This window comes from Nocardia sp. NPDC051787 (assembly GCF_040681325.1).
Taxonomy (GTDB): domain Bacteria; phylum Actinomycetota; class Actinomycetes; order Mycobacteriales; family Mycobacteriaceae; genus Nocardia.
In genome coordinates this window covers 59131-82461 of record NZ_JBFAYO010000027.1, presented here as the reverse complement: position 1 = coordinate 82461, position 23331 = coordinate 59131, and the positions used below count along the sequence as shown (strand labels likewise).

The 23331-nt window shown below is 69.8% G+C and carries 20 protein-coding genes; 11 read left to right on the top strand and 9 right to left on the bottom strand.

Annotated elements, in window-relative coordinates:
* Positions 1-36 precede the first annotated feature (36 nt).
* Positions 37-1092 carry an NAD-binding protein gene (locus tag AB0M45_RS25505; RefSeq protein ID WP_364334104.1) on the bottom strand — a complete coding sequence of 352 codons (1056 nt, stop codon included), beginning with the start codon at positions 1090-1092 and terminating at the stop codon, positions 37-39.
* Between the two features lie 225 nt (positions 1093-1317).
* Here AB0M45_RS25505 and AB0M45_RS25500 point away from each other — a divergent pair, with 225 nt between their 5' ends.
* A complete protein-coding gene (locus AB0M45_RS25500) occupies positions 1318-1731 on the top strand; it encodes a hypothetical protein (RefSeq protein WP_364334101.1) in 414 nt (137 codons plus the stop codon).
* Here AB0M45_RS25500 and AB0M45_RS25495 read toward each other — a convergent pair.
* From AB0M45_RS25495 to AB0M45_RS25485, 3 genes are all read right to left on the bottom strand, one after another.
* Positions 1688-5686: an ATP-dependent DNA helicase gene (locus tag AB0M45_RS25495; RefSeq protein WP_364334098.1), complete on the bottom strand. Its 3999-nt coding sequence runs from the start codon at positions 5684-5686 to the stop codon at positions 1688-1690. The genes AB0M45_RS25500 and AB0M45_RS25495 overlap by 44 nt on opposite strands.
* Before the next feature lie 76 nt (positions 5687-5762).
* Positions 5763-5885: a hypothetical protein gene (locus tag AB0M45_RS25490; RefSeq protein WP_364334095.1), complete on the bottom strand. Its 123-nt coding sequence runs from the start codon at positions 5883-5885 to the stop codon at positions 5763-5765.
* A 59-nt stretch (positions 5886-5944) separates the two neighbouring features.
* Positions 5945-9556, bottom strand: a complete 3612-nt coding sequence (locus AB0M45_RS25485) for an ATP-dependent DNA helicase (RefSeq protein WP_364334092.1) — start codon at positions 9554-9556, stop codon at positions 5945-5947.
* Here AB0M45_RS25485 and AB0M45_RS25480 point away from each other — a divergent pair.
* The 9 genes from AB0M45_RS25480 to mtnC all read left to right on the top strand — a co-directional run bounded on the left by AB0M45_RS25480 (position 9446) and on the right by mtnC (position 17488).
* On the top strand, positions 9446-10222 hold the full coding sequence (locus AB0M45_RS25480) for an alpha/beta fold hydrolase (protein ID WP_364334088.1): 777 nt from the start codon (positions 9446-9448) through the stop codon (positions 10220-10222). The two genes, AB0M45_RS25485 and AB0M45_RS25480, sit on opposite strands and share 111 nt — an antisense overlap.
* A gap of 4 nt (positions 10223-10226) precedes the next feature.
* Positions 10227-10538, top strand: coding sequence for an MGMT family protein (locus tag AB0M45_RS25475; RefSeq protein WP_364334085.1), 312 nt, complete (start codon positions 10227-10229; stop codon positions 10536-10538).
* Positions 10539-10592: 54 nt separating this feature from the next.
* Positions 10593-11348 carry a VOC family protein gene (locus tag AB0M45_RS25470; protein WP_364334082.1) on the top strand — a complete coding sequence of 252 codons (756 nt, stop codon included), beginning with the start codon at positions 10593-10595 and terminating at the stop codon, positions 11346-11348.
* An 83-nt stretch (positions 11349-11431) separates the two neighbouring features.
* Positions 11432-13174: an NTP transferase domain-containing protein gene (locus tag AB0M45_RS25465; protein ID WP_364334080.1), complete on the top strand. Its 1743-nt coding sequence runs from the start codon at positions 11432-11434 to the stop codon at positions 13172-13174.
* A gap of 553 nt (positions 13175-13727) precedes the next feature.
* Complete coding sequence (locus tag AB0M45_RS25460; RefSeq protein WP_364334077.1) at positions 13728-13898, top strand: hypothetical protein; 171 nt, start codon at positions 13728-13730, stop codon at positions 13896-13898.
* Positions 13899-13979: 81 nt separating this feature from the next.
* Complete coding sequence (locus tag AB0M45_RS25455) at positions 13980-14402, top strand: DUF1330 domain-containing protein (protein ID WP_364334074.1); 423 nt, start codon at positions 13980-13982, stop codon at positions 14400-14402.
* Between the two features lie 79 nt (positions 14403-14481).
* Positions 14482-16230: an S-methyl-5-thioribose-1-phosphate isomerase gene (gene mtnA, locus AB0M45_RS25450; protein ID WP_364334071.1), complete on the top strand. Its 1749-nt coding sequence runs from the start codon at positions 14482-14484 to the stop codon at positions 16228-16230.
* Complete coding sequence (locus AB0M45_RS25445; protein ID WP_364334068.1) at positions 16227-16802, top strand: cupin; 576 nt, start codon at positions 16227-16229, stop codon at positions 16800-16802. Before mtnA ends, AB0M45_RS25445 begins: the two co-directional genes overlap by 4 nt.
* Positions 16799-17488, top strand: a complete 690-nt coding sequence (gene mtnC / locus AB0M45_RS25440; protein WP_364334065.1) for an acireductone synthase — start codon at positions 16799-16801, stop codon at positions 17486-17488. The genes AB0M45_RS25445 and mtnC overlap by 4 nt, the downstream gene beginning before the upstream one ends.
* 155 nt (positions 17489-17643) lie before the next feature.
* Here the strand turns inward: mtnC and rbsD are convergent, their stop codons facing one another.
* From rbsD to AB0M45_RS25415, 5 genes are read right to left on the bottom strand one after another with little or no spacing between them, the layout of a single operon-like run.
* On the bottom strand, positions 17644-18033 hold the full coding sequence (rbsD, locus tag AB0M45_RS25435) for a D-ribose pyranase (RefSeq protein WP_364334062.1): 390 nt from the start codon (positions 18031-18033) through the stop codon (positions 17644-17646).
* Positions 18034-18059: 26 nt separating this feature from the next.
* Positions 18060-19082 carry a ribokinase gene (locus AB0M45_RS25430; protein ID WP_364334059.1) on the bottom strand — a complete coding sequence of 341 codons (1023 nt, stop codon included), beginning with the start codon at positions 19080-19082 and terminating at the stop codon, positions 18060-18062.
* The gene (locus AB0M45_RS25425) at positions 19079-19849 is read right to left on the bottom strand and encodes an ATP-binding cassette domain-containing protein (RefSeq protein WP_364334056.1); all 771 of its coding nucleotides are present in this window, start codon (positions 19847-19849) and stop codon (positions 19079-19081) included. Before AB0M45_RS25425 ends, AB0M45_RS25430 begins: the two co-directional genes overlap by 4 nt.
* A gap of 10 nt (positions 19850-19859) precedes the next feature.
* Complete coding sequence (locus tag AB0M45_RS25420; protein ID WP_364334053.1) at positions 19860-20828, bottom strand: ABC transporter permease; 969 nt, start codon at positions 20826-20828, stop codon at positions 19860-19862.
* A complete protein-coding gene (locus tag AB0M45_RS25415) occupies positions 20825-21820 on the bottom strand; it encodes a substrate-binding domain-containing protein (RefSeq protein ID WP_364334050.1) in 996 nt (331 codons plus the stop codon). Before AB0M45_RS25415 ends, AB0M45_RS25420 begins: the two co-directional genes overlap by 4 nt.
* Positions 21821-21985: 165 nt before the next feature.
* Between AB0M45_RS25415 and AB0M45_RS25410 the strand changes: the two genes are divergently transcribed.
* The gene (locus AB0M45_RS25410) at positions 21986-22990 is read left to right on the top strand and encodes a LacI family DNA-binding transcriptional regulator (RefSeq protein WP_364334047.1); all 1005 of its coding nucleotides are present in this window, start codon (positions 21986-21988) and stop codon (positions 22988-22990) included.
* Positions 22991-23331: the final 341 nt, after the last annotated feature.

The following is a 23331-nucleotide window of genomic DNA, read 5'->3' as shown; positions in this document are numbered from 1 at the left end:
ATCGCGCCGGAGTTACCGCCTGGCTCGCCGCCGGTGTCACTTGCCTACCCGGCGGATGTACAGCAGCTTGTCACCCGCCTCGATCGCGTCCACCTCCGGCTCGCCGACGCGGACCAATACTCCGCCGCGCACCACGCCGAGCACGATATCGCTGAGATGCCGTGGCGACCCGCCGATCTCGGCGGGCTCGACCTCGCGTTCGGCGACGGCGAACCCCTCCTGGGGCGTCAGCAGGTCCTCCATCATCTCCACCACGGTCGGCGTGGTCGTGGCGATGCCGAGCAACCGGCCCGCGGTCTCCGAGGACACCACCACCGAATCAGCCCCCGACTGGCGCACCAGGTGGGTGTTCTCCGCCTCGCGGACCGCGACCACGATCTTGGCCGTCTTGTTCAGCTCGCGGGCGGTCAGGGTGACCAGCACGGCGGTGTCGTCGCGGTTCGTGGCGACCACGACCGACGCGGCGTTCTGCACCGTCGCCAGCCGCAGCACGTCGGACTGGGTGGCCGAGCCGTGCACCGTGACCAGCCCGGCGTTCGCGGCCGCCTCCAAGGCGACCACGTCGGTGTCGACCACGACGATGTCGGCGGGCTGCACCCCGTCACCGAGCATGGCGTCGATCGCGGTCCTCCCCTTCGTGCCGTATCCGACGACCACGGTGTGATTGCGCACGCTGTGCCTCCATCGCTGAATCTTGAAAGCCTGCCGGGAGCGTTCCGTCAGCACACCGAGCGTGGTTCCGACGAGGACGATGAGGAACAGGATGCGCAGCGGCGTGATGATGACGATGTTCGCCAATCGCGCCTCGGCCGACACGGGGTGGATGTCGCCGTATCCGGTGGTCGACAGCGACACCGTGGCGTAGTAGAAGGCGTCCAGGAACGACAGTTCGTTGCCCGAATTATCGTGGTAGCCCTCGCGACCGACATAGACCACGATCGCGGCCAGGAGCAGCAGCGAAGCCGCGAACAGCACCCGCCTTGTCAGCGAAATCCACGGGCTGATCTGCACTTCCGGGATGCGCAGCACCCCGACCAGCGCGAAGTGGGGACGGCTGGCCAACCCGAGGCCACGTGCTCGATCACCGAACATCGGACCCACCGGTGTTCGTTTTCCCGGCGCCGCGTGCCGGCTCCGGTCGGAAACCGGAGTGGGGCCGAGTGGTCGGGTAGACGCTCGTGTCGGTCATCTCGGTATTCCTCGTAGCTCCGGCACAGCACCGGAGCCTACCCGTGTCCGATTCGCGGCGCCTGCGGCCACTCGCCGATGCCGCACCCGGTCTCGACGCGAACCCGGATCGAATGCAAGGGTGCCCGCATGGCAGAAAACACGCTGACACACCCGCGCGACACCGGGCGACGCCCCGCGCTCGCCTTGGCCGCCCTGCTGTTCGGCACCGGCGTGCTGCATTTCGTGTGGCCCAAGCCCTTCGATTCGATCGTGCCGCGCGTCATGCCCGGACGTGCCCGCGACTACACCTACGCCTCCGGCGTGGCCGAACTCGGCGTCGCCGCGGCGCTCGCGATCCCGCGGACCCGCGGCTTCGGCGGACGCCTGGCCGCGCTGCTGTTCATCGCGGTGTTCCCGGCAAACGTCCAGTTCGCCGCGGACATGCTGGCGAGCCAGAAGGCGCCGCGGCTGGTCAAGATCGGCTCGGCGCTGCGGCTTCCGCTGCAGATCCCGCTGATCACCCAGTCGCTGGCGGTGAGTCGACGGGCGCGGCGTTCCTGATCAGCTCGGCCAGTTCGGCGGGGCCGGCCAGCGTGGCCGGCGCGATGGTGCGTCCGGTGCGCACGTAGTGGAACGCGGCGCCGATCCGCGGCAGCATCTCATGTTCGGAGCGGCCCTCGCGGGCGGCGGTCAACCGCGCCCAGGCCAAGCGATAGACGGCCAGCTGCATGGCGACCGCGGGTTCCTCGGCGGGGCTCGGCTCGGCACCGGTCTTCCAGTCGACCACGATCCAGCGGCCGCCCGGTTCGGCGAACACCGCGTCCATGCGCCCGCGGATCACGGTGCCCGCGATCGAGGTCTCGAACGGGATCTCGACCTCGATCGGGCTGCGGTCGGCCCACGGCGAGTTCAGGAACGCCTCCTGCATCGCGGTCAGGTCGGCGTCCAATCCCGAGTCGGCCGCGGTGTCGGCGGCGCCAGGCAGTTCATCGAGGCCGAGTAGCCGGGTGGAGCTGAACCACCGCTGGACCCAGGCGTGGAAGGCGGTGCCGCGGCGGGCCAGCGGATTCGGCGGGTAGGGCAGCGGACGACGCAGGCGCGCGGCGAGTTTCGCCGGGTCGGCGCGCAGCTCGACCAGTGCCGTCGCCGCGATCTGACCGGGCAGCTCGACCGCCTCGGCAGCGGCCGCGGCGGCGTGATGCTCGGCCAGCAGGGCGTCGACGTCGGCGGCCCAGCCTTCGGGATCGTCCGGGTCCGGCGCGCGATGTGCCCGCTCGGGCGGGTAGTCGTCCTCCGGTGGCGGCGGCGCGAACCCGGTGGCGAAGGCGGGTTCGTCGGCCGACAGGTACTCCTCGACAGGGTCCGGGGCGGGTCCGTAATAGGGCTCGAGATCCGCGTACGGGTCGGCGTATTCCGTTGCGGTGAAATCGAAGTCGGGTGAGTCCGCTAACTCGTCGACTGGGTCCGGGGGGAACGCGTCATCAGGCGGGTAGTAGTCAGGGGCGTCGACGACGTGGTCGTCCCCATCGCCGAGCGATTCCGCGACGCGGTAGTCCGCGGCACCGCGCGCATTCGGGCCGTGGTGCGCGGCGGTTGGGTGCGCGCGAAGATCGGCGAGGGCGGCGCGGACCAGATCGGCGCCCTGTTCGATGGGGTCGCGGCGCGTGCCGAGTGGGTCGCGGGGCCATTCGGCGGTGGCCGGGTTATCGGTGAAAGGGTTGACGGCGTCGGGCGCGGGCGGGTCGTCCCACCGATCGATCGCCAGGACATCGCGCGCCGGGCTGTCGGGGTCTTCGTTCGCGCGCTTCAACTCCAGCAGGAAATCCGAAGGACCCTTGGGGGAGCCGCCGGTCTCCGCCCAGTGGTGCGCCGAAACCAGCAGCGTGCGTTCGGTTCTGGTGAGCGCGACGTAGAACAGGCGGCGCTCCTCGTCGATCCGGCGTCGCTCCAGCGCCTCCTTGTGCGCCTTGATCGCGCGGTCGAGGTCGGAGCGGTCGTACAGATCGCTGAGCTCGAGCACCGGAACGCCTTCGGCCGCGTCGTCCTGTCTGCGGTCGCCCCGCAAGGACGTGGGCAGCTCGGCGAGCGCGCCCAGCCAGGTGCCGGAACCGACCTTGGACGGGAAGACGCCCTCCACCACATGCGGGACCGCGACGATCTCCCATTCCAGGCCCTTCGCGGCATGCACGGTCAGCACCTGTACCCGGTCCTTGGCAACCTCCACCTCCCCTGGTTCCAGCCCGTTCTCGACCTCCTCGGCGGCGGCTAGGAACGCGAGAAGTCCGCCAAGGGAGGCGCCGGTATCCGCGGCGTAGCCGGCCACCACCTCGGCGAACGCGTCCAAGTGCTCGCGTCCGGCACCTGAACCCACCATCGCTCGCCGCGTCTGAGTCTCCACACCCACCCCGATCGTGCGTTCGACATCGGCCACCAATTCCGCCAACGGCTGGCCGCTGCGTTCGCGCAACGCGGCCAGTTCCCGGGCCAGCGCCTCGATGCGGGCGAAACCAGCTTCCGAATAATGCTGCGCTGGACCGGGGTCGGCGATCGCGTCGGCCAGACCGGCTTTTTCCGCCGGTTCCGGTGCCACCTCGCGCAGCGCCTCCTCGAGTGCGGCGCGGTCGGCGATCTCGGCCGCGGTATCGGCACCGGGACGCCGGATCGACAAGTCCCTGGCCCGGCGGGCGAGCGCGGCGATGTCGGCGACACCGATGCGCCAGCGCGCGCCGGTCAGCACCCGCATGGCGGCGGTGCCCGAGCCCGGCTCGGCGATCAACCGCAGGGTCGCGACGATATCGGCGACCTCGGGCGTGGCGAGCAAGCCGCCGAGCCCGACGATCTCCACCGGGAGACCTTGCGCACGAAGCGCTTCCGCGAGCGGCGCGGCATCCGCGTTGCGGCGCACGAGCACCGCCGAGGTCGGCGGCGGCTGCTGGTCCGCGCGCCGGGCCGCCCATTCCGCGGCGATCCGCTCGGCCACCCACTCACGTTCGGCGGCCACGGCCTCGGTCAGTGCCAGCGCCACGACACCCGGCGCCGCATCGGGTTTTGCGCGCAACGCGTCGACGGTCACCCCGCCGCCCTCGATTGCCCTGCGGCGCAAGGGTTCCGCCACCAGATTCGCCAGCGCGAGCGCCTCCGGCGGATTGCGCCAGCTGGTCAGCAGCGCCAATGTGGAGGCCGGAACGCCAGGAGCGGTGGGAAAGTCGGTGGCGAACCGGGGCAGATTCGCCGCGGACGCGCCGCGCCAGCCGTAGATGGATTGCATCGGGTCACCGACCGCGGTGACGGCAAGACGCCGCGCAGCACCCGCGCTATCCGGACCATGCGGCCGGGCGTCCGAACCGGCGCGTGACGAGGGCGCGTCCCGCGTCGGGTGGACTGCGCGCGGATCGTGCGCACCGGCACGCTGCGAATCTCCTTCTCGCATCGGCGGATCGACATGCGCGTCGTACCCGCCCGCGAGCGGTGGCGAATCCGGGTCATGGGTATCCGCGCGTGCCGACTGGCCGTCCGGCAGCGGCGCGTCGGAATCCGGACCGTGTACGCCGGGGCGGATCGGGGGGTTCCAGGGCCCCGGCTCGGGTCCCTTGGCTCGCTCCTCGCCGCCGAACAGAGCGGCGAGCAGGACTCGCTGGGCGTGGCCGGTGTCCTGGTATTCGTCGAGCAGGACCAAGCTGAAGCGAGCGCGTTCGGCGGCGGCCACTTCGGGGTGGTCGGCGGCCAGCCGGGCTGCAAGGGACATCTGCGCGCCGAAATCCAGCGCGCCGCGGCGGCGCAGCGCCTCCGAGAGCTCTTGCACCAACGGCAGCAGCGCCACCCGTTCCCGCTGCACTTGCACGATATTCAGCAGCGTTTGGCTCGGCCCGCCGCGCTGGCGCGGACCCGCGGGCAACGTGTACACCAGCTTCTCCAGCTCGGTGTGCGCCTCGGCCAATTCCTCTGGCTCGACCAGATGCTCGGCCAGCTGCCCGGACAGCGCGAGCACCGCCTCGGTGACCGACACCGGCGTGCGATCGGTGTCCAGGTCGCTGTCCCAGGCGCGGACCACCTGGTGGGCGAGCTGCCAGAGCTGGGTCTCGGTGAGCAGCGCCGCCGACGGTTCCACCGGGAGCAGCAGCCCGTGTTCGGTGAGCAACCTGCCCGCGTACGAGTGGTAGGTGCTGATTTCCGGTTCCGCGCCGGTCAGCTCGGCGCGCAGCTGACCGGTCGGATCGAGCTCGCGCAGCAGTGGCGCACCGGCGAGCCGGGCCAGCCTGGTGCGGATCCGGCTGGTCAGCTGTTGCGCGGCTTTGCGTGTGAAGGTCAGGCCCAGCACCTCGTCGGGCCGGACGATCCGGTTCGCGACCATCCACACCACACGCGCGGCCATCGTCTCGGTCTTGCCCGCACCCGCGCCCGCGACCACCAGGGTCGGCCCCGCCGGCGCCGCGATCACGGCCGCCTGCTCGTCGGTCGGCGGCGGCAGACCGAGCGCCTGCGCCAGCTGGTGCGGTGTCACCCGGCCGCCGCTCACGACTTCGCCTCGCTGGCGCACGGCTCCGTCGTGCGCGAGGGCGCACTGTGCCCTCGGTTCGCTCGCTGACGCTCACTCACGGCGGCGCCTCGCCCGTGATCGGCCAGGTGACGTCCATCATGGCCCACACCGGGTGCGCGCCCACCGGTGCCATGACCACTCCCGCTCGGTCGGTCATCGCCTCACCCGGGGATGTCATCGCCACGTTCGTCACAACCCGCGGCGGATACGAGCGTGCGGAAGCCTCGGTAGACCCGCTCACTCGTCGGTCACCTGTCTTCCCTTGTCCTGCACGGGGCAGCTGCCCGCGACCGCGCAGTGGCGGCAACCGTCGTTGCGCATGGCGAGGTAGCTGGGTCCCTGGGTGGCCGCGGCGGCTTCGTGGATCGTGTCACGCCACTTGCCGAGAGCCTCGGCCTCCAGCGGGGGTTGCATGCGCTGTGTCGCGCCCTCTGCCTTGCTCGGTTTGGCGACGTACACCAACCGCGCTCCACCGGGTTCGGCGGTCACGTCGGATTCGGTTGCGGCAGCGGGACTTTCATCACCGCCGCCGAGTGCGCCGTTGGCGGCCGCGACCTGGTAGGTCGCCAGCTGGGCATGATCGGCGGCGGCCTGCTTGGTGACCGGCGACTTGCCGGTCTTCACGTCCACGATCACGAAGCGGCCCTGCGCGTCCCGTTCCAGACGGTCCACTCGGCCCCTGATCCGCACGGCGCGTTCGTCTTCCGTGCGCGCGGGCAGCACGCAATCGACCGGCACCTCGACACCGGCCTGGGTGAGTTCCCCGCGGGTGTTGCGGACCCAGGCCTGGAACGTCTCCAGCATCGCCTCGGTGCGGCGCAGCTCCTGACGGGAATGCCAGCCGGTGCCGGGATCCACCGCCTGCCAGGCACGATCCAGCGCCGCGCGCACCTGCTCCTCGGGCACCCTGCCCGCCAGCGCCTGCACCAGTGTGTGCACCAGGTTGCCCTTGACGGCGTGTGGATTGTCACCGTCGGTGCCGCCGTGGCGTTCCAGTGCCCAGCGCAGCGGGCAGGTGCGCAGCAGTTCGACGGTGGAGGGCGACAGCGCCACCGCGCCGTCGTCGTCGGTCCACAGCGAACGCGGCGAGCTGAGGTCGGCGGTGCCGTACCAGTCGTCGGGATGACTGCCGCGCACGCCCGCGTCCGCCAGCCGGGCCAGTTGATGCGCGGCCCGCCGCTTGCGGTCCGGGCCGGCCTCGGGATCACAGACGACGCCGCGCAATTCGGCTACCAAGGAATGCATCACCAGGGCACGCCCGGGGTCGACTACCGGAAGCGCGCCGGGCTCGCCGTCGTCACCGTGCCCGAGCAGCTCGGCGAGAAAACGCGACGGTACCAGATCCCGTTCCCCTGAAACCGATTCCACGGCCGTCACCAGCAACGATCTCCGTGCCCGGCTACACGCGACGAGCAGCAGCCTGCGTTCCTCGGCCAGGATCGGCGCCGCACGGCTCACCCGCTCCCCGGCATCGGACACACCGGTGGTGAGATCGACCAGGTCCTCGGTGTTCAGCAGGGTGCCGCGCAAGCGCGGATCGGGCCAGATCCCCTCCTGGACGGCGGCGACCGCGACCACGTCCCACTCCCGGCCGGCGGCGGCGTGCGCGCTCAGCAGCGCGACCGACTCGCCCGGCGCGGTGCGGGGCGCGGCATCGTGCGGAATCTCCTGCTGCGACAGGTAATCGACGAAACCTTCGATGCTGGCCCGCGGCAGCCGATCGACATAGGCGGCGGCCGCGTCGAACAGCGCGACGGCGGCGTCCAGATCGCGATCGGCCTGCATGCCGACCGCACCGCCGCGCTCGGATTGGGCGACCCAGCGCCGCTCCAGCCGGGACCCGGTCCACAGCGCCCACAGCACGTCCTCCAAGCCCGCGCCGCGCGCCCGCGCCTTGCGCGCCCGGTTCAGCGCGTCCAGCACCCGGCGCAGCGGCGCGGCCTCGACCTCGGTGAGCAGGTCCAGGACCGCCGCGTCGCCGGTTCCGATCAGGAGGTCGCGCAACACCTGCGCGGAGGGACGGTCGATGTCCGCCTCGCGATCCGGCGGCGAATCATCCTGAGCGTCCATTGTTTTCGCCCCGGCCTTGAACGCCGCGCGCCGGATGCCGCGCCGCAGGCGGCGCAAAGTGATCTGATCGGCGCCGCCGAGCGGCCCGGCCAGCAGGTCGAGGGCGTCCTCCGGCTCGAACTCCGGTTCCGCTCCCCGCTCTGCCGCCTCGCCCGCCAGCACCGCGCGCAGCGACAGCAGCATCCAGGCCGCGCCGCGCCTGCGCGCCAGCGGTGTGTCGAGCGCGGGCTGCTGCACCGGCACGCCCGCGGCCAGCAGAGCGCGGCGCAGCGGCGCCAGCGACAGCGGCACCGAACGGACGATCACCGCCATCCGCGACCACGGCACCCCGGCGGTGAGATGCGCGCGGCGCAAATGGTCGGCGATCAGCGCGGCCTCCTTCGCGGGCGTGGCGAGCACGCGGACCCGCACCTCGGCGTCGCCGTCCTGGGGCGCCACCTGGTCGGGGACCGGAAAGCGCTGGGGCGCGGTACCCGGCAGGCGGGCGGCGATCCGTGCGACCGCCAGCCGCACCTGACCGCTGAACCGATGGTTGTCCCGCAGCACGATGCGCTGCCCGTCCGGCGCGTCCAGGTCGGCGACGAATCGCGCGTCCGCGCCGCGGAAGGCGAAAACGGCCTGATCGGGATCGCCCGCGATCACGGTGGTCCGCGCGCTGCGCCCGATCGCCTTGACCAGGATCGCCGCCTGCGGATCGAGGTGCTGGGCGTCGTCGACCAGCAGGTATCCGATCCTGGAGCGTTCCGCGGCAAGCAGGTTCGGGTCGGCGGCCAGCGCGTCCAGCGCCGCGCCGACCAGTTCGGCGGCGTCCAGCGCGGGCGCCGTCGCCTCCGGCGCCTCCACGCCGACCGACCAGCGCAACAGCATCGTCTGTTCGTAGCGGAGCGCGAACCTGCCCGCCGCCACCCATTCCGGCTTGGCGTGCTCGCGGCCGAGCCGGACCAGGTCCTCCGGCCCGATACCGCGCTCGGTGGCCCGGAGCATGAGATCCCGCAACTGCTCGGCGAATCCGCCGAGCGCCAGCGCGGGCCGCAGTCGCTGCGTCCACAACCCATTCGCGCCCTCGGCGATATCCGCCAAGTCGCCGCGCAACATTTCGCGTAGCACCGCGTCCTGCTCGGCGCCGGTCAGCAAACGTGGCGGCGGGTTGCCGTGCGCCATCGCGTGTCTGCGCAGCACCGAGAAGGCGTACGAGTGCACCGTGCGCACCAGTGGCTCTCGTGTGGCGCCGGGCACACCACCCTCGGCGCCGGGCTCGGGTCCGGCCAGCCGCGCGGTGATGGCGTCGCGCACCGCGCGCGCCGCCTGCTTCGAATGGGCCAGCACCAGGACGGATTCGGGATCGGTCCCGGACGCGATGCGTGCGGCCGCGATATCGACGAGCAAGGACGTTTTGCCTGTACCAGGGCCGCCGAGCACCTGCCAGGGCCGCCACCCGGGGCGCCACCCGGGGCGCGTCGGCCCGTCCTCGGCCGCGGCGTCCACCAGCGCACGAACGTCGGCGCCCCAGTCTCGCGGCCGGGGCGCCACCCTATTCCGGCGAACAAGTCGCACCGCGCCATCCGATCGCACCACGCGGGCTATTGCAACAGACACGACCGACACGCCGGTACACCCCTCCGCTCGGCTGGCTCTGCGACCGATTCCGGCGCAGGTCACAATGAACCGGTGTCTGTTTTGAATGTCCATCGGTTCGGCCCGGCGACCGGACCGGTGGTGCTCGCCCTGCACGGTGTGACCGGTCACGGCAAACGCTGGGAAGACCTGGCCACCCGGCATCTGCACGACGTCCGTGTGCTCGCCCCTGACCTGCGCGGACACGGTCGCTCGACCTCGCTGCCGCCGTGGAACTTCGAGACCATCGTCGCCGACCTCGTCGAACTGCTCGCCGTTGAGGCCGACGGATCGGTTGTGGTGGTCGCGCATTCGTTCGGCGGCGCGTGCGCGCTGCATCTGGCGCACCGGCATCCGGAATTGGTGCGCAAGCTGGTGCTGCTCGACCCGGCGATCGCGCTGGAACCGGAATGGCTCAACCGGATCGCGCTGTCCACGCTGGTCTCGGCCGACTACGACAGCGTCGCGGAGGCGCGCCAGGACAAGCTGGACAGTGGCTGGAGCGACGTGGAGCCGCGCCTGGTGGAGGCCGAGCTGACCGAACATCTGATGCCCACCGCAGACGGACGCTTCGGCTGGCGGATGAGCCTGCCTGCCATCAATTCCTACTGGGGCCAGCTGGCACGGCACTGGGTGCTGCCGCCTCGCGAGCTGCCCACCGTACTGGTGCAGGCGATGAAGGTCGACCCGCCGTTCGTCACGCCGGAGTTCCGCGCGGCGCTGACCGATCACATGGGCGCCAGCCTGACGGTGCTGGAATGGGATTGCGATCACATGGTCGCCCAGGCGTATCCGGCCGAGACCGGTGAACTCGTGCGCTCGGTGCTCTGAACCGATGCCGACGACCGACGCCCAGATCGAGCAGGTTCGCGCGCTGGTGGCGTCGATCCCGCGCGGCCGGGTGGCGACCTACGGCGACATCGCCGCCGCCGTCGGCCTGTCCACGCCACGCACGGTGGGCTGGATCATGCGCACCGACGCCGCCGACCTGCCCTGGCATCGCGTGCTCGGCGCCAGCGGCCGGCCTGCCGCGCACCTGGCCCATCGCCAGCTGCGCCTGCTCGCCGACGAGGGCGTGCCGATCCGGGACGGACGCGTCGACCTGGGCGCCGCCCGCTTCCCGTTCGCCGATCGCCCGGACCGCTGAGCGCGGCCTGCCGAAAGAGCTCCGCGACGGATCGGCGGCCAGTACCGTTGACCCATGCCCACCCGCCTGGCGTGTGTCGTATTCGATGCCGACCGGCCGCGGTTGGTCGCGGACTTCTGGGCCGAACTGCTCGGCTGGAGCGTGACGCTCGAGTGTCCCGATCGAGTGGATGTCGCGGCCTGCGAGGCCGACGGCCCCGGACTGGCCCTCACCTTCCTGCCCGCGCTGCGGGCCAAGATCGGCAAGAACCGCCTGCACCTCGATCTGGCCACCCGCTCGCTCGACCATCAGCGCACCCAGGTGGACCGGGCGCTGGCGCTGGGGGCGCGGCGGGTGAACATCGGCCAGGGCGCGGTGCCGTGGACGGTGCTCGCCGATCCGGAGGGCAACGAGTTCTGCGTGCTCGAGCCAAGGGAGGAGTACGTGGACACCGGCGCCGTCGCGGCGATCGTGGTCGACACGCGCGACCCGGCGCGCCTGGCCGAATTCTGGTCGGTCGCCACCGGCTGGCCGTTCACGCACCGCGGCGCGCGGTTGGCCGGGCTGCGTTCGCCGGCCGGGCTCGGCTCCTGGCTGGAGTTCGTGCAGACCCCGGACGCCGGGTCCGGCCGCACCAGGCTGCATCTGGACCTGGCCTCGTTTCCGGCCGACAACCAGGCCGCCGAGGTGGCCAGGCTGCATGCCGCGGGCGCCAGGACGATCGATCGGGCCGCCCCGGCTCCCGACCGCGAGACCGATCTGGTGCTCGCCGACCCCGAAGACAACGAGTTCCGGCTGCTGCGGTCCGCCCGCTTCTGGTCGAACGCCTGATCCGGCGCCGTCCGCTACCTGGGTTCCCGGCACCAACGAATTAGCATGGCCGCCATGGTGTACCTAGCTCGAGGTTGTGGCGTGTGACGGCCGTCGACGCGATCGTGCTCGCGGGCGGCCGGGCCAGCCGGATGGGCGGTGTGGACAAACCCGCGATCGTCATCGGCGGCCATTCCATGCTCGAGGTAGCGCTCGCCGCGGTCGCCTCCTGCGCGCACACCGTGGTGGTCGGGCCGCACCGGCCCGAGCTGCCGCCGCAGATCATCCAGGTCAGGGAGGTGCCACCGGGATCGGGGCCGGTGGCCGCGATCGACGCGGGGTTGCGCGCGCTCGGCTCCGCCGCCCCGCTGGTGGCGGTGCTCGCCGCGGACCTGCCGTTCCTCTCGGAGTGGGCGCTCGCCGAACTCCTGCGGCACGCCAACGAGTCCGGCGCGGACGCGGTGTTCGCGGCCGACGAATCGGGTCGCCCGCAGTACCTGATCGGAGTGTGGCGGCGCTCCGCGCTGGCGGCCGCGCTGGACGGGCTCGGCACGCTGATCAACCAGCCGATGAAGGCGCTGGTACCCGCCGACGCCGCGATCATCCCGCTGCCCGGGGTCGGCGACTGCGACACAGAGGAGCAGGTGCGTCAGGCCAGGGCAGCGGTCGAAGCACCGCGCGGGCATCCTTCGCTCGAGCTCGACGAGGCGCGAAACCTGCTGCGCGGCAGGCTGTCCCGGCTGACCGCGTACGAGGCCGACCTGCGTTCGGTGACCGGCGCCGCGCTCGCGGGCCCGCTGACGGCGGCCGGGCCGCTGCCCCGCTTCGACGTGTCCGCGATGGACGGCTACGCGGTGGCGGGCGACGGGCCGTGGCGCCTGCGCCGCGATATCGGCTTCGCGGGCGGGCGGCGTCCGGTGGGGCTGTTGTCCGGCGAGGCGGTGCGGATCGCGACCGGCGCGCACGTCCCGGACGGCACCACCGGCGTGTTGCGCGATGAGTTCGCGCACGTCGCCGGGGAAACTCTCGACCGGCTGCCCGGTACTCCGCCGCGCGACGACATCCGCCGCCGCGGCGAGGACCGCGAGGTCGGTGATCTCGTCGCGCCGGAAGGGACGCCGATCACCGCGGCGCTGATCTCCGCGGCCGCGAGTGTCGAGGTCACCGCGGCGCCGGTACGTGGCCCGGTGCGCGCCCGCATCGTCATGACCGGTGACGAGATCCGCAGTGAGGGTCCGCTGCAGGCGGGCCAGACCCGCGACTCGATCGGCCCGATCCTGCCGGATCTGCTGTCGTGGTACGGCGTGCACACTGTCGACCGGGTGCACCTGCGGGACACTCCGCACGGCTTCGATGAGGTCCTGGCCGCCTCGCCGGACGGCGACCTGCTGGTGATAGTCGGCGCGACCGGCGGCGGAGCCGCCGATCAGCTGCGTGCAGCGCTGGCCCGCGCCGGAGCCGAGATCGTCGTGCCGCGCCTGCGCCTGCGTCCCGGCGGTTCCACCGTCGTCGCCGAACTCGGGTCCGGTGCCACGGTGCTCGGTCTGCCCGGTAATCCGCTCGCCGCCGTCGCGACACTCATGGCCCTGGCACCCGCGATCGTCGAGGGTCGCACCGGCGCGTCTGCGGCGCGTCCGTTGCGCGGGCCGTTGCGCAACGCCGCCGAGGTCGCGGGTCAGGTGCCGCGTATCGTCCCCGCCCGTGCCGCCGACGAGGGCGGATGGATCGGCGACCCGACCGTTCGCACCGCACACCTGGGCGGCCTGGTCGACCGCGACGGTCTGGTCGTCGTCCCGCCCAACGCCGTCGACGACGCGATCGTCGAGTTCCTACCGCTGCGCTACTGAGCGCCGAGAAGCCGTCCGGCAGGTCCAGCGGGACCAGTGCGATACATGACGGCCGAGGAGGACGGAACTTGCTGTGCCACTCGACCTTCCAGCCCCGCGTCCAGAAGGTACCGGTCATCGCCCTCGGCTCGCGGGCCGCGAGGCGCATGGAAGCCATTGCGCGACTGGAGGTTTCGCGTGCCCGTGACCGTTGTCGCGGCAGATGATCGCATGCACCACGGCAGCAGAATTGAATTCGCCGCGATATGCGCGAATTAACCGAAGTTCAAGACCATATCGGCACCGCAAAACTCTTTCCACGAGAGGGTCTGATTGTTCCTGATTACATTTCGGTAGAGCGCCTACCGAGAGGCCGCAGAAAATGTATCATGCGCCGCCAGCGAAGCCGCATTCGCTGCCGAATACCGCCCTCAACAGTGCTTCTACTTGGGGATATACAAAGGAGCGGCCGCTAAGGGCCATATTTTTCACTTTCTCTTCCCACAAGCCATATCCGCTCGCTATCGTGTGATCGTTAGGCGAATATCAATCCCCCGGAAAGGACCGAGTGGAGATGGCTGAAAAGTCGAAGAAAACGCCTAAGAAAATGCCGAAGCAGATGCCGAGGCAGCAGCAGCAACAGCGCCAGGAGCAGGGCATGCCCGAAGGCGCGAACCCGGAAGGCCGTCGCGGCAGCAAGCCCGAGGCCGACCGGCGCGGCGAGCAGGACCGCCGCTACAGCTGATCTGCGCCACGACGCGCCGCCGGTCCCCTCTCCTCCCGGGGCCGGCGGCCGCGGTCTGTTCGCCGCTTACCACGGCGGTAATTGCCGCCCCACGCAGCGCGGACCTACGGTCGGTTCGACGCCATCCCCGGCATCTTCGAACGAAGGAACGCCATGCCCGCCTATGGCTTCGCCCACCTGCGCAATCGCAGGCCCCACCCCGACATTCTCGAGTACCTGGAACGCATTCAGGCCACGTTGGACCCGTTCGGCGGTCGTTTCCTCATCCACGGACCCCCGGCAGAGGTCGTGGAAGGCAGCTGGCCCGGCAGCATGGTGCTGATCGAGTTCCCCGGCATGACCGAGGCGCGGGAGTGGTACCACTCGCCCGCCTACCAGGAGATCCTGCCGCTGCGCGCCGATCACATCGACGGCGATCTGCTGCTGATCGAGGGCGTCGGCCCCGACTACGACCCGCGCGAACGCGCTGCGAAGCTGCGCGCCGACGCGCTGGGGGCAGCCTGACGCGATTGCGTTCCATCCAGCGCCGTCCGATACCGTTGACCAGGCACGACCCTGCTCGACGCGACGAAGGATGCGCCTGATGGACGACAGCTCTCTGCTCTGGGACGACGGTGCGCTCGTCACCATCGACCAGCGCGCGCTGCCGCACGAGGTGCGGGAACTGCGGCTGAGCACGGTCGATCAAGTCATCGACGCGCTCGAGACGCTGGCCATCCGCGGCGCGCCCGCCATCGGCATCGCGGGGGCGTTCGGCGTGGTCATCGCCACCGCCGCGCACACCGTCGCGGGCGTGGTCGACGAAGCGGCGGTCCAGGCCGAGGCGGACCGGATCGCCGCCGCGCGCCCGACCGCCGTCAACCTGGCATGGGCGGTGCGGCGAGTCCGCGCGAAGGTGGCCGAAGGCGCGGACGTGGTGCTCGCCGAAACGCTGGACATGCTGGCCGAGGACGGGCGGGTCAACCGGGCCGCCGCCACCAACGCCGCCGACCTGGTGCAGCGCCTGTGCCCCGACCGGCCGCTGCGGGTACTCACCCACTGCAACACCGGCAGGCTCGCGACCAGCGCGTTCGGCACCGCCATCGGCACGCTGCGGGTGCTGTCCGAGCGCGGCGCGATCGAGCAGGTGCTGGTCGACGAGACCCGCCCGCTGTTACAGGGCGCGCGCCTGACCACCTGGGAACTGGCCGAGGCGGGCATCCCGCACCGGCTGACCATCGACTCCGCCGCCGCTTGGGCGATGGCGACCGGGCAGGTCGACTGCGTGCTGGTGGGCGCCGATCGGGTCACCGCCAACGGCGACGTCGCCAACAAGATCGGCACCTACGGTCTGGCGCTGGCCGCCCGGCACCACGGCATCCCGTTCGTCGTGGTCGCTCCGGAGTCGACCCGCGACCCCGATATGGCCACCGGCCGCGAGATCGTCGTGGAGGAACGCGCGGCACATGAGGTCACCGGATTCGGCGGTGTGGCAACGGCTCCCGCGCGGACCGAGGTCTTCAATCCGGCGTTCGACGTGACGCCGGGTGAGCTGGTGACCGCGGTCGTCACGGAGAACGGCGTGGTGCACCGCAATGATCCTTCCCACGGCGCGGCGATCGCGGACATCCCCCGCGAGCTGCGATCCGATCCACCACACGGCGCGGCAATCGCGGACAGCTCCCGCGAGCTCCGGCCCGATCCATCACACGGCGCCGCGATCGCGGAAGTCGCCCGCGAGCTCTACCGGCGCGGATGGATGCCCGGCACGGCGGGCAACATCTCGGTGCGCACCGGCGCGACCGCCGTCGTCACCGGCAGCGGCCTGTCCAAAGGCGAACTCACCGAACGCGACATGGTGACCGTGCGGGTCGCGGATTCGGCGCCGGTGTCCGACCATGGGCGCAAACCGTCGGCGGAGACCACCATCCACACCGCCGTCTACCGGACCGGCTCCGCTCAGGCCGTGGTCCACATCCATCCGCCATTCGCCACCGCTTTGGCCACCCGCTCGGCCGTGCCCGGCGCACCGACCACGCTTCGGATCACCGACTACGAGCTGATCAAAGGGCTCGGCGGCACTGATCCGGCCGCCGCGGACATCCCCGTGTTCCCGAACTGGCCCGACGTGCCGCGCATCGGCGCGGACATCGAGCGCTACCTGTTCGACCACCCCGACGCTCTCCCGGTCCTCTTCATCGCCGGGCACGGGATCACCGCCTGGGGGGATAATCTCTCCCAGGCGCGCGATCGCGCCGAATGCCTGGAAGCGTTGTGCGAGCTGGTGTCCCGCACCGGCAGTCCGGCGGCGTTCGGCTCCCGCGACGACATTCTCGAGATTGGACTGACATGACCCTGTTGCAGGTGATGGCCGCCGAGAACGCGGCCGACGTGCGCGTCCACACCACCGACGACGAACAGATCGGCACCGAACTGGCCCGGCACGGCATCACGTTCGGCCGCTGGCCGGTGGTCGAGAACGCCGCGTCCGTCTCCTCCGAGGACCTGCTGGCCCACTACGCGAGCAACGTCGCCGAGCTGAACGAGTCCGGCCGCTACAAGCACATCGACATCGCCCGCATCCATCCCGACGACACCGACCCGAACTGGCCCGAGATCGCCGAGGGCGCGCGCGGGAAGTTCCTCGACGAGCACCGGCACGCCGAGGACGAGGTGCGCTTCTTCGCCGCCGGACGCGGCTGCTTCTACCTGCATCTGGGCCACGAGGTCCTGGCTGTGGTCTGCGAAGGCGGCGACCTGCTGTCGGTGCCCGCGGGCACACTGCACTGGTTCGACATGGGCGAGCGCCCGGATTTCATCGCCATCCGCTTCTTCGAGGAGGAGGACGGCTGGGTCGGCGACTTCACCGGCGACAAGATCAGCGCGGGCTTCCCCACCCTCGACGAGCTGCTGACCGCGTCGTGACCGGCGCCGTCGTCGTCGACATCGAGGGCACCACGAGTCCCACCGCGGCGGTCCGCGAAGACCTGTACGGCTACACCCGGCAACGGCTTCCGGCGTGGCTGGCCGAGAACAGCGCCGCCGCCGCGCCCGTACTGGCCGCGACCAGAGAGCTGGCCGGGCGACCGGCCGCCGATCCCGCCGAGGTCGCCGCGATCCTGCGCGAGTGGCTGGACTCGGACGTGAAGGCCGAACCGCTCAAGGCCGCCCAGGGCCTGATCTGCGCGGAGGGTTTCCGCAACGGCGCGTTGCACGGCGAGTTCTTCCCCGACGTGCCGCCCGCGCTCACCGCATGGCATGCCGCGGGCTTCGCGCTGTACGTTTATTCGTCGGGATCGATACGCAATCAACAGGATTGGTTCGCCTTCGCGCGCGGCGGCAGTCTGTCCGGTTTGATCAGCGGGTACTTCGATCTGTCGACGGCAGGCGGCAAGCGCGAATCCTCGTCCTACGAGAAGATCGCGGGCGCTATCGGCGTACCGACCGAGCGCATCCTGTTCCTGTCCGACCACCCGGACGAACTCGACGCCGCCGTCGCCGCAGGATGGCATGTGGTCGGACTGGCCCGTCCCGGCGAGCCCAATCCGCCACGGCCACCCCATCATTGGGTCGAGACGTTCGCCGACATCGATCCCGCCGATCAGCCCTGACCGCGGTGCAGTCTTCTGTCGCCCAGCGCCACTACCATTTTCGCGGGCCTATGTACGCCGGGTTCCGGACGGCGATGATGCATCGCGCTGCATACGGTTGGCGTGTGCTGTTTCAGGTCGGCGACCCGCAACACGACGCGTCATACTTTCCGGCACTACAGCCAAGGTACCCCGGCCCGCAGCAACACATTGGCGTACGGCCGGGCCTCACCGGTGCGCACGACAAACCGGCAGGCCCCGATGCGCTGTTTGAAGTCGTTGTGGTCGATCAACTCCACGTCCAGGCGGCGGCTGAGCAGAGCCGCGGCCTCCGGATTCTGGTCCGTGACGTCGCGGCTGCCCCAGGCGGCTTCCACGGTGACCTCGTCGAGGATCAGCTCGAGGATGGGCTCGAACCGGGGAAATCCGTAGCTGATGCCCAGGTCGATGATCGGCACGCCGACGGGTGTCGGCAGACCGGAGTCGCTGACGGCGAAGAGGTCGGTATGGCGCAGCGCTGTGAGCGCCGCGAGCAATTCGGCGTGAATGAGTCCACTGGTGCGCAAAGTTCGGTTCCTTCTGGCAGAGGGGGTCAGGCGAGTGGCCGGGCCGGCGGGATGGCCGCGAGCGCGGAGGCGATCTGGGCCCCGGTGGGGTAGGAGGCGTGGGTTCCCGGCGCCTGGACGGCGAGCGCACCGGCCGCAGTGGCGTAGGCCACGGCGCCGCCGAGTGGCACACCATCGGCGAGTGCGACCGCCATGGCACCGACGAAGGCGTCGCCGGCGCCGGTGGAATCCACCGAATTCACCTGTGGCGCAGCCTGATACCCACCGGTGACGGGCGCGGGCACATCGCAGCGGTGCGCCCACACCGACCCGGCGGCGCCCAAGGTGGCCACGATGGACTCCACCCCGCGCAGGCATAGCGAACGTGCCAGGTGAAATGCCTGCTCGGGTGTCCGCGCGGTGGTCCCGGTCAGTGCCGACAGCTCGGATTGGTTGACGATCAGCGGGTGGCAGCGACGCAGCAGCTCATCCGGCAGCGCCGTCGCCGGAGCGGCATTGAGGACGAACCGGCGAGCTTGCCGTGCGGCCCATTCGACCACATTCGGCGGCACTTCCAACTGTGCGACAACGACTCGCGCCGATCGCAGCAATTCGGCCTCGGCCATGGTGTCGAGTTCTGGTTCGGGTTCCCAGCGGAAGTTGGCGCCGGGATCGACCACGATCTGGTTCTCGCCGTCGGCGACGGTGATGTAGGCCGTGCCGGTCCGCACGTCCTGCACCTCGCGCAGGGCGGTGAGCTCCACGCCGTACTCGTGCAACGATTTCCGCAGTCCGGGATCAGCGTCGCGACCGACTCTGGCGATGAATTCGACCCGGCCGCCCGCTCGCGCCGCCGCGACGGCCTGATTGGAACCCTTGCCGCCCAGATTGGTTCGCGAGCGCAGTGCCAACACGGTTTCGCCGGACCGTGGCAGCTGTTCCACCTCACAGACGATGTCCTGGTTGACTGAGCCGAGGACAACAACGCCTGCACCTCGCTGACGCTCGGCTCCGCCATGACCGAGCGATGCTCTGCTGTGTTGACGGTTCGCTCGCTGACGCTCGCTCACGATTCGGCTCCGGTCGCGGTGGCCTCCAGATCGCCGGGTGCCGCACCGGTGATGAGTGCGACCAGCCGGTCGCCGTCTACCTCGTCGATCCGGTGTGCCGCAACGGATCTGCCGCGCCGCAGCACCACCACGTTGTCACAGATCCGCATGACCTGTGCCAGATCGTGGCTGATGATCAATACGGTGATCCCGCGCTCGCGCAAGCCGCGCACCAGCTTCTCGACCGCGGCGGTCTCCCGCACGCCCAGCGCTGCGGTCGGCTCGTCCATGATCACCATGGATTTGCCCCAGGCCACCGCGCGGGCGATGGCGATGCTCTGGCGTTGGCCGCCGCTCATCCGGCGCACGGTGGTGCGCACGGAGGGCACATCGACATCCAGATCACGCAGGATCTCGCCGCTGCGGGCGATCATCGCCCTGCGGTTGAGGACACCGAGCGGATACACCAACTCGCGGTTGAGAAACAGATTCTGCCACACGGCCAGATCGTCGATGAGGGCGAGATCCTGATATACGGTCTCGATGCCCATCTTGCGTGCGTCCTCCGGCGAGCGCAGGCGCACCGGTTCGCCCTTGAACAGGATCTGCCCGGTATCCGGTGTTTGCACGCCGGTGAGGCAGCGCACCAATGTCGACTTTCCCGCACCGTTATCGCCGACCAGCGCGGTGGCCTCGCCCTCGGGAATCGTCAGCGAGACCCCGGCCAGCGCACGCACCGAGTCGAACGACTTGGTGAGTTCGCGCGCCTCCAGCAATGGAATCGTCATATCCTTCGGCCTACTTTCGGAAGCGGGCGATCCCGGCGGCCAGCAGCAGCACCGCGCCGACGGCGACCGGCTGGTAGTACTGCGAGATGCCGAGAATGGTGAACCCGTTGATCAGCGAGGTGAACAGCACCGCACCACAGACGGTGCCGAGCACCGACGCCTTGCCGCCGGACAGTGCCGAACCGCCGAGCACCACCGCGGCGATCGAGCTCAGCAGGTAGGTGGTCTGCAGCGACGGATCCGCACCGCCGTTGCGGGCGACCAGCATGACACCGGCTATGCCGCACAGCAATCCGGACATGGCGTAGGCGAACAGCCGGATCCGATTCACCGAAATGCCGGTGTCGCGCGCGGCCTCCAGTCGTCCGCCGGTGGCGAGCAGATGGGTGCCGATCCGGGTGCGGAAGATGATGCCCGCCACCACCAGCGCCGCCACCAGTGCCAGCAGCCAGAACCAGCGCAGCGGTCCGATGCCGTCGAGTGCGAGCCGTTGCAGGAAGCGGGAACTCACGGCCTCGGTATTGCCGTGCGTCAGCAGCAGTGTGATGCCGTTGAGCACGCTCAGCATGCCGAGCGTGACGACGAAATCGGTCATATGCAGCCGGCCGACCAGCACACCGTTGACGACGCCGACCGACAGTCCGCTCAGGATTGCCGCCCCGATGGCGACCGCCATCGGGTAACCGTGGCTGGCCAGATATCCGAGAACGGCTGCCGCCCATGGCAAGTTGGCGCCGACCGACAGATCGATGCCGCCGACGGTGATCGCGAACTGCTGACCGAGCGCGAGCACGGTGAGGATCGTCGAGGCGACCAGCAGATCGCCGATATTGTCCGCCGTCAGGAAGTTCGGGGTGGCGATGAAGAACGCCACCCACAAAACGACCAGCGCGATCGGTGCGGCGAATTCGGCGACCTTTGCGAGGATCTCCGTGCGCCCCTCACGCGCGCGGAGTTCTTCGGTTGCCACGGCGGTCACTTGTTCAACAGCCCTTCCACCGGGTTGTCGAAGGCGACAATCGGACGCGGGAAGGCTGCGATCTGTTGATCGACATTGTCCTTGCCGATGAAGGCGATGGGGGAGACCACGCGCTCGGGCAGCTTCTTGTCCTGGTGTCGGGCCAGGCAGCTCTGCACCGCGAGTTGTCCCTCGGCATACGGGTATTGGGTCACGGTGCCGGTCAGGGTGCCCGCCTTGACGGCGTCGAGGGCGGCCTGGATGCCGTCGACGGAGATCACCTTGATCTGGCCGGTCCGGCCCGCGTTCTTGATGGCCTGTGCCGCACCGAGACCCATGGTGTCATTGGCGGCGAAGATCCCGGTGATATCCGGATGCGCCTTCAGGATCGCCTCGGTGACCTGCAGGCCCTTGTCCTGTTCGTAGTCGGCGGGCGCCTTCTGGACGATTTCCAGCTTGCCCGCGACGGCATCGGTGAAGCCCTGGTCGCGGTTGATGCCGTTCTGCTCCCCCGCGATGCCCTGCAGGATGGCTACCTTGCCGGTGCCGCCGAGCGCCTCGAGCATCTTCTGCCCGGCGATCCGGCCCGCATCGAGGTTATCCGAACCGATGAAGCTCGCATACGACACCCCTGCCTGCTGGGAGGCCTTCGCATCGATCTGGGTGTCGAGGTTGAGGATGGGAATGTTCTTGCGCGCCACCGGCGTGAGCGGGGTGATCACATTCGTGGCGTTGACCGGCACCACGCCGAAGCAGTCGTAGCCCTGCGCGGCCAGGGTGGAGATCTGGGCGTTCTCCCCGTCGGCATCCGTCTCGGACTGCCCGGCCTGCACCGTCACCTTCACCCCGAGCTTTTGTCCCTCCGCGAGGGCACCGTCGCGCAATGCCGCCCAGTAGGGGTTGGTGAAGTTCCGGGTGACAATCGCGATCTTGAAATCGCCGTCGCTCCCGTCCTGTCCACCGCGACCGCAGGCAGCGGCGGCAAGCGCGCCGATGAGGACAAGCGGCGCCATTGCACGCCTGAATCGAGCATTCATCGTGAGTTCGACCTATCCATCTCAGATATCAACTCGTGTTGATCAACGCGAGTTGATGAGTAGTCTGTGACCCGAGTCACCGACTGTCAAGTACTTGTGCGGAGTGCTTCGATAGACGGTCGGAGCAAGGAGAGATTTCCGATGGCAGTCACACGAGCCGACGTGGCGCGGCTGGCCGGCACGTCACCGGCGCTGGTGAGCTATGTGCTCAATGGCGGACCGCGGCAGGTCGCGCCCGCGACCAAGGCCCGGATCGAGGCGGCTATTGCCGAACTCGGTTACCGGCCGAATATGTCCGCGCGCAGTCTGCGCATGAATCGTGGGCATGCGGTGGGCATGGTGATTCCGGATGGTGCGAATCCGTTCTTCGCCGAGTTGTCCGCGGTGATCGAGGCGGCGGCTTTCGCGCGGGGGTTTCCGCTGTTCGTCGGTAATGCCGCCGGGAACGAGGAACGCGAACGTGCCTACGTGCGCGCCTTCATCGATCGCAGAGTCGAAGGGCTACTCGCGATTTCGTCGTCGTGGGAGACCGGTATCGCCGACGCGTGTGAGGAGGCTGGCATGGTGTTGGTGGCGCTGGACCGTGTCATCGATCCGGAGCGTTGCGCGCATGTCATGTGCGATTCCGTCGCGGGTGCGGAGCAGGCCGTCGCCCATCTCATCGGGCACGGGCATCGCGATATCGCCTGTCTGAGTGGGCCGCACGTGTCGACCGCTGAGGATCGCGTGCTGGGCTATCGAAATGCGTTGGCGGCGGCTGGACTTGCCGAAGGACGTATAGTGCGAACGGATTTCGGTGGTGCCGCGGGTTATCGCGCCCTGGCCGATCTGATGGCTGGTTCGCGTGGTCCCACAGCGGTTTTCGTGACCAGTGATCTGCAGGCGATGGGTATGCTGCGTGCGGCCTACGATGCCGGGCTGCGGGTGCCCGACGATCTCGCGGTAGTCGCGTTCGACGGAATCGAATACTCCCGTTACACCCGTCCGGGTCTGACGACCATGGTTCAGCCGACCCGGCTCATGGGTGAGACCGCAGTCGATCTGCTGCTGCAACAGCTCGCGGACCAGGTGCCCCGGCCTGGGGTGATGCATCTCGAAGCGGTACTTCACACCAGAGGTTCGTGCGGCTGCTCCGACGAATTCTGAAAGCTCCGTAGCGGCGTGATGGGTTGCGCCGCAAGGACTTGGCTCGCCGAGCCGACCGCACTGGTACGCATCCACGACCAGTCGTATGGCCCACTCGCATTTGTCGGCGTAGTGCCTCCGCGACGAGCATCGTGCCTGCGCAACAAGCCGGATCCAGGCACCTTGGTTGCAATCGGTGTCCGGTCCGGACTCCGCTGGTATGGCAGCGCTTACCAGAGATGGTGAGGTCGGACATCAGATCGGCGTGGTAGATTCTTGGTTTTCTGTCCAGCCGACCCACAGGCTGCCGTCCGCGAAACCGAGCCGTGCGCTGCTGAACCACCGGCGGCTCCGAGACGCGA

Coding starts and splice junctions, on each gene's coding strand:
- AB0M45_RS25505 (WP_364334104.1), bottom strand. CDS start 1,092: ATGTTCGGTGATCGAGCACGTGGCCTCGGGTTGGCCAGCCGTCCCCAC.
- AB0M45_RS25500 (WP_364334101.1), top strand. CDS start 1,318: ATGGCAGAAAACACGCTGACACACCCGCGCGACACCGGGCGACGCCCC.
- AB0M45_RS25490 (WP_364334095.1), bottom strand. CDS start 5,885: ATGACATCCCCGGGTGAGGCGATGACCGACCGAGCGGGAGTGGTCATG.
- AB0M45_RS25485 (WP_364334092.1), bottom strand. CDS start 9,556: ATGCCGGGTGGCCAGGTCTTCCCAGCGTTTGCCGTGACCGGTCACACC.
- AB0M45_RS25475 (WP_364334085.1), top strand. CDS start 10,227: ATGCCGACGACCGACGCCCAGATCGAGCAGGTTCGCGCGCTGGTGGCG.
- AB0M45_RS25470 (WP_364334082.1), top strand. CDS start 10,593: ATGCCCACCCGCCTGGCGTGTGTCGTATTCGATGCCGACCGGCCGCGG.
- AB0M45_RS25460 (WP_364334077.1), top strand. CDS start 13,728: ATGGCTGAAAAGTCGAAGAAAACGCCTAAGAAAATGCCGAAGCAGATG.
- mtnA (WP_364334071.1), top strand. CDS start 14,482: ATGGACGACAGCTCTCTGCTCTGGGACGACGGTGCGCTCGTCACCATC.
- AB0M45_RS25445 (WP_364334068.1), top strand. CDS start 16,227: ATGACCCTGTTGCAGGTGATGGCCGCCGAGAACGCGGCCGACGTGCGC.
- AB0M45_RS25425 (WP_364334056.1), bottom strand. CDS start 19,849: ATGACGATTCCATTGCTGGAGGCGCGCGAACTCACCAAGTCGTTCGAC.
- AB0M45_RS25415 (WP_364334050.1), bottom strand. CDS start 21,820: ATGGCGCCGCTTGTCCTCATCGGCGCGCTTGCCGCCGCTGCCTGCGGT.
- AB0M45_RS25410 (WP_364334047.1), top strand. CDS start 21,986: ATGGCAGTCACACGAGCCGACGTGGCGCGGCTGGCCGGCACGTCACCG.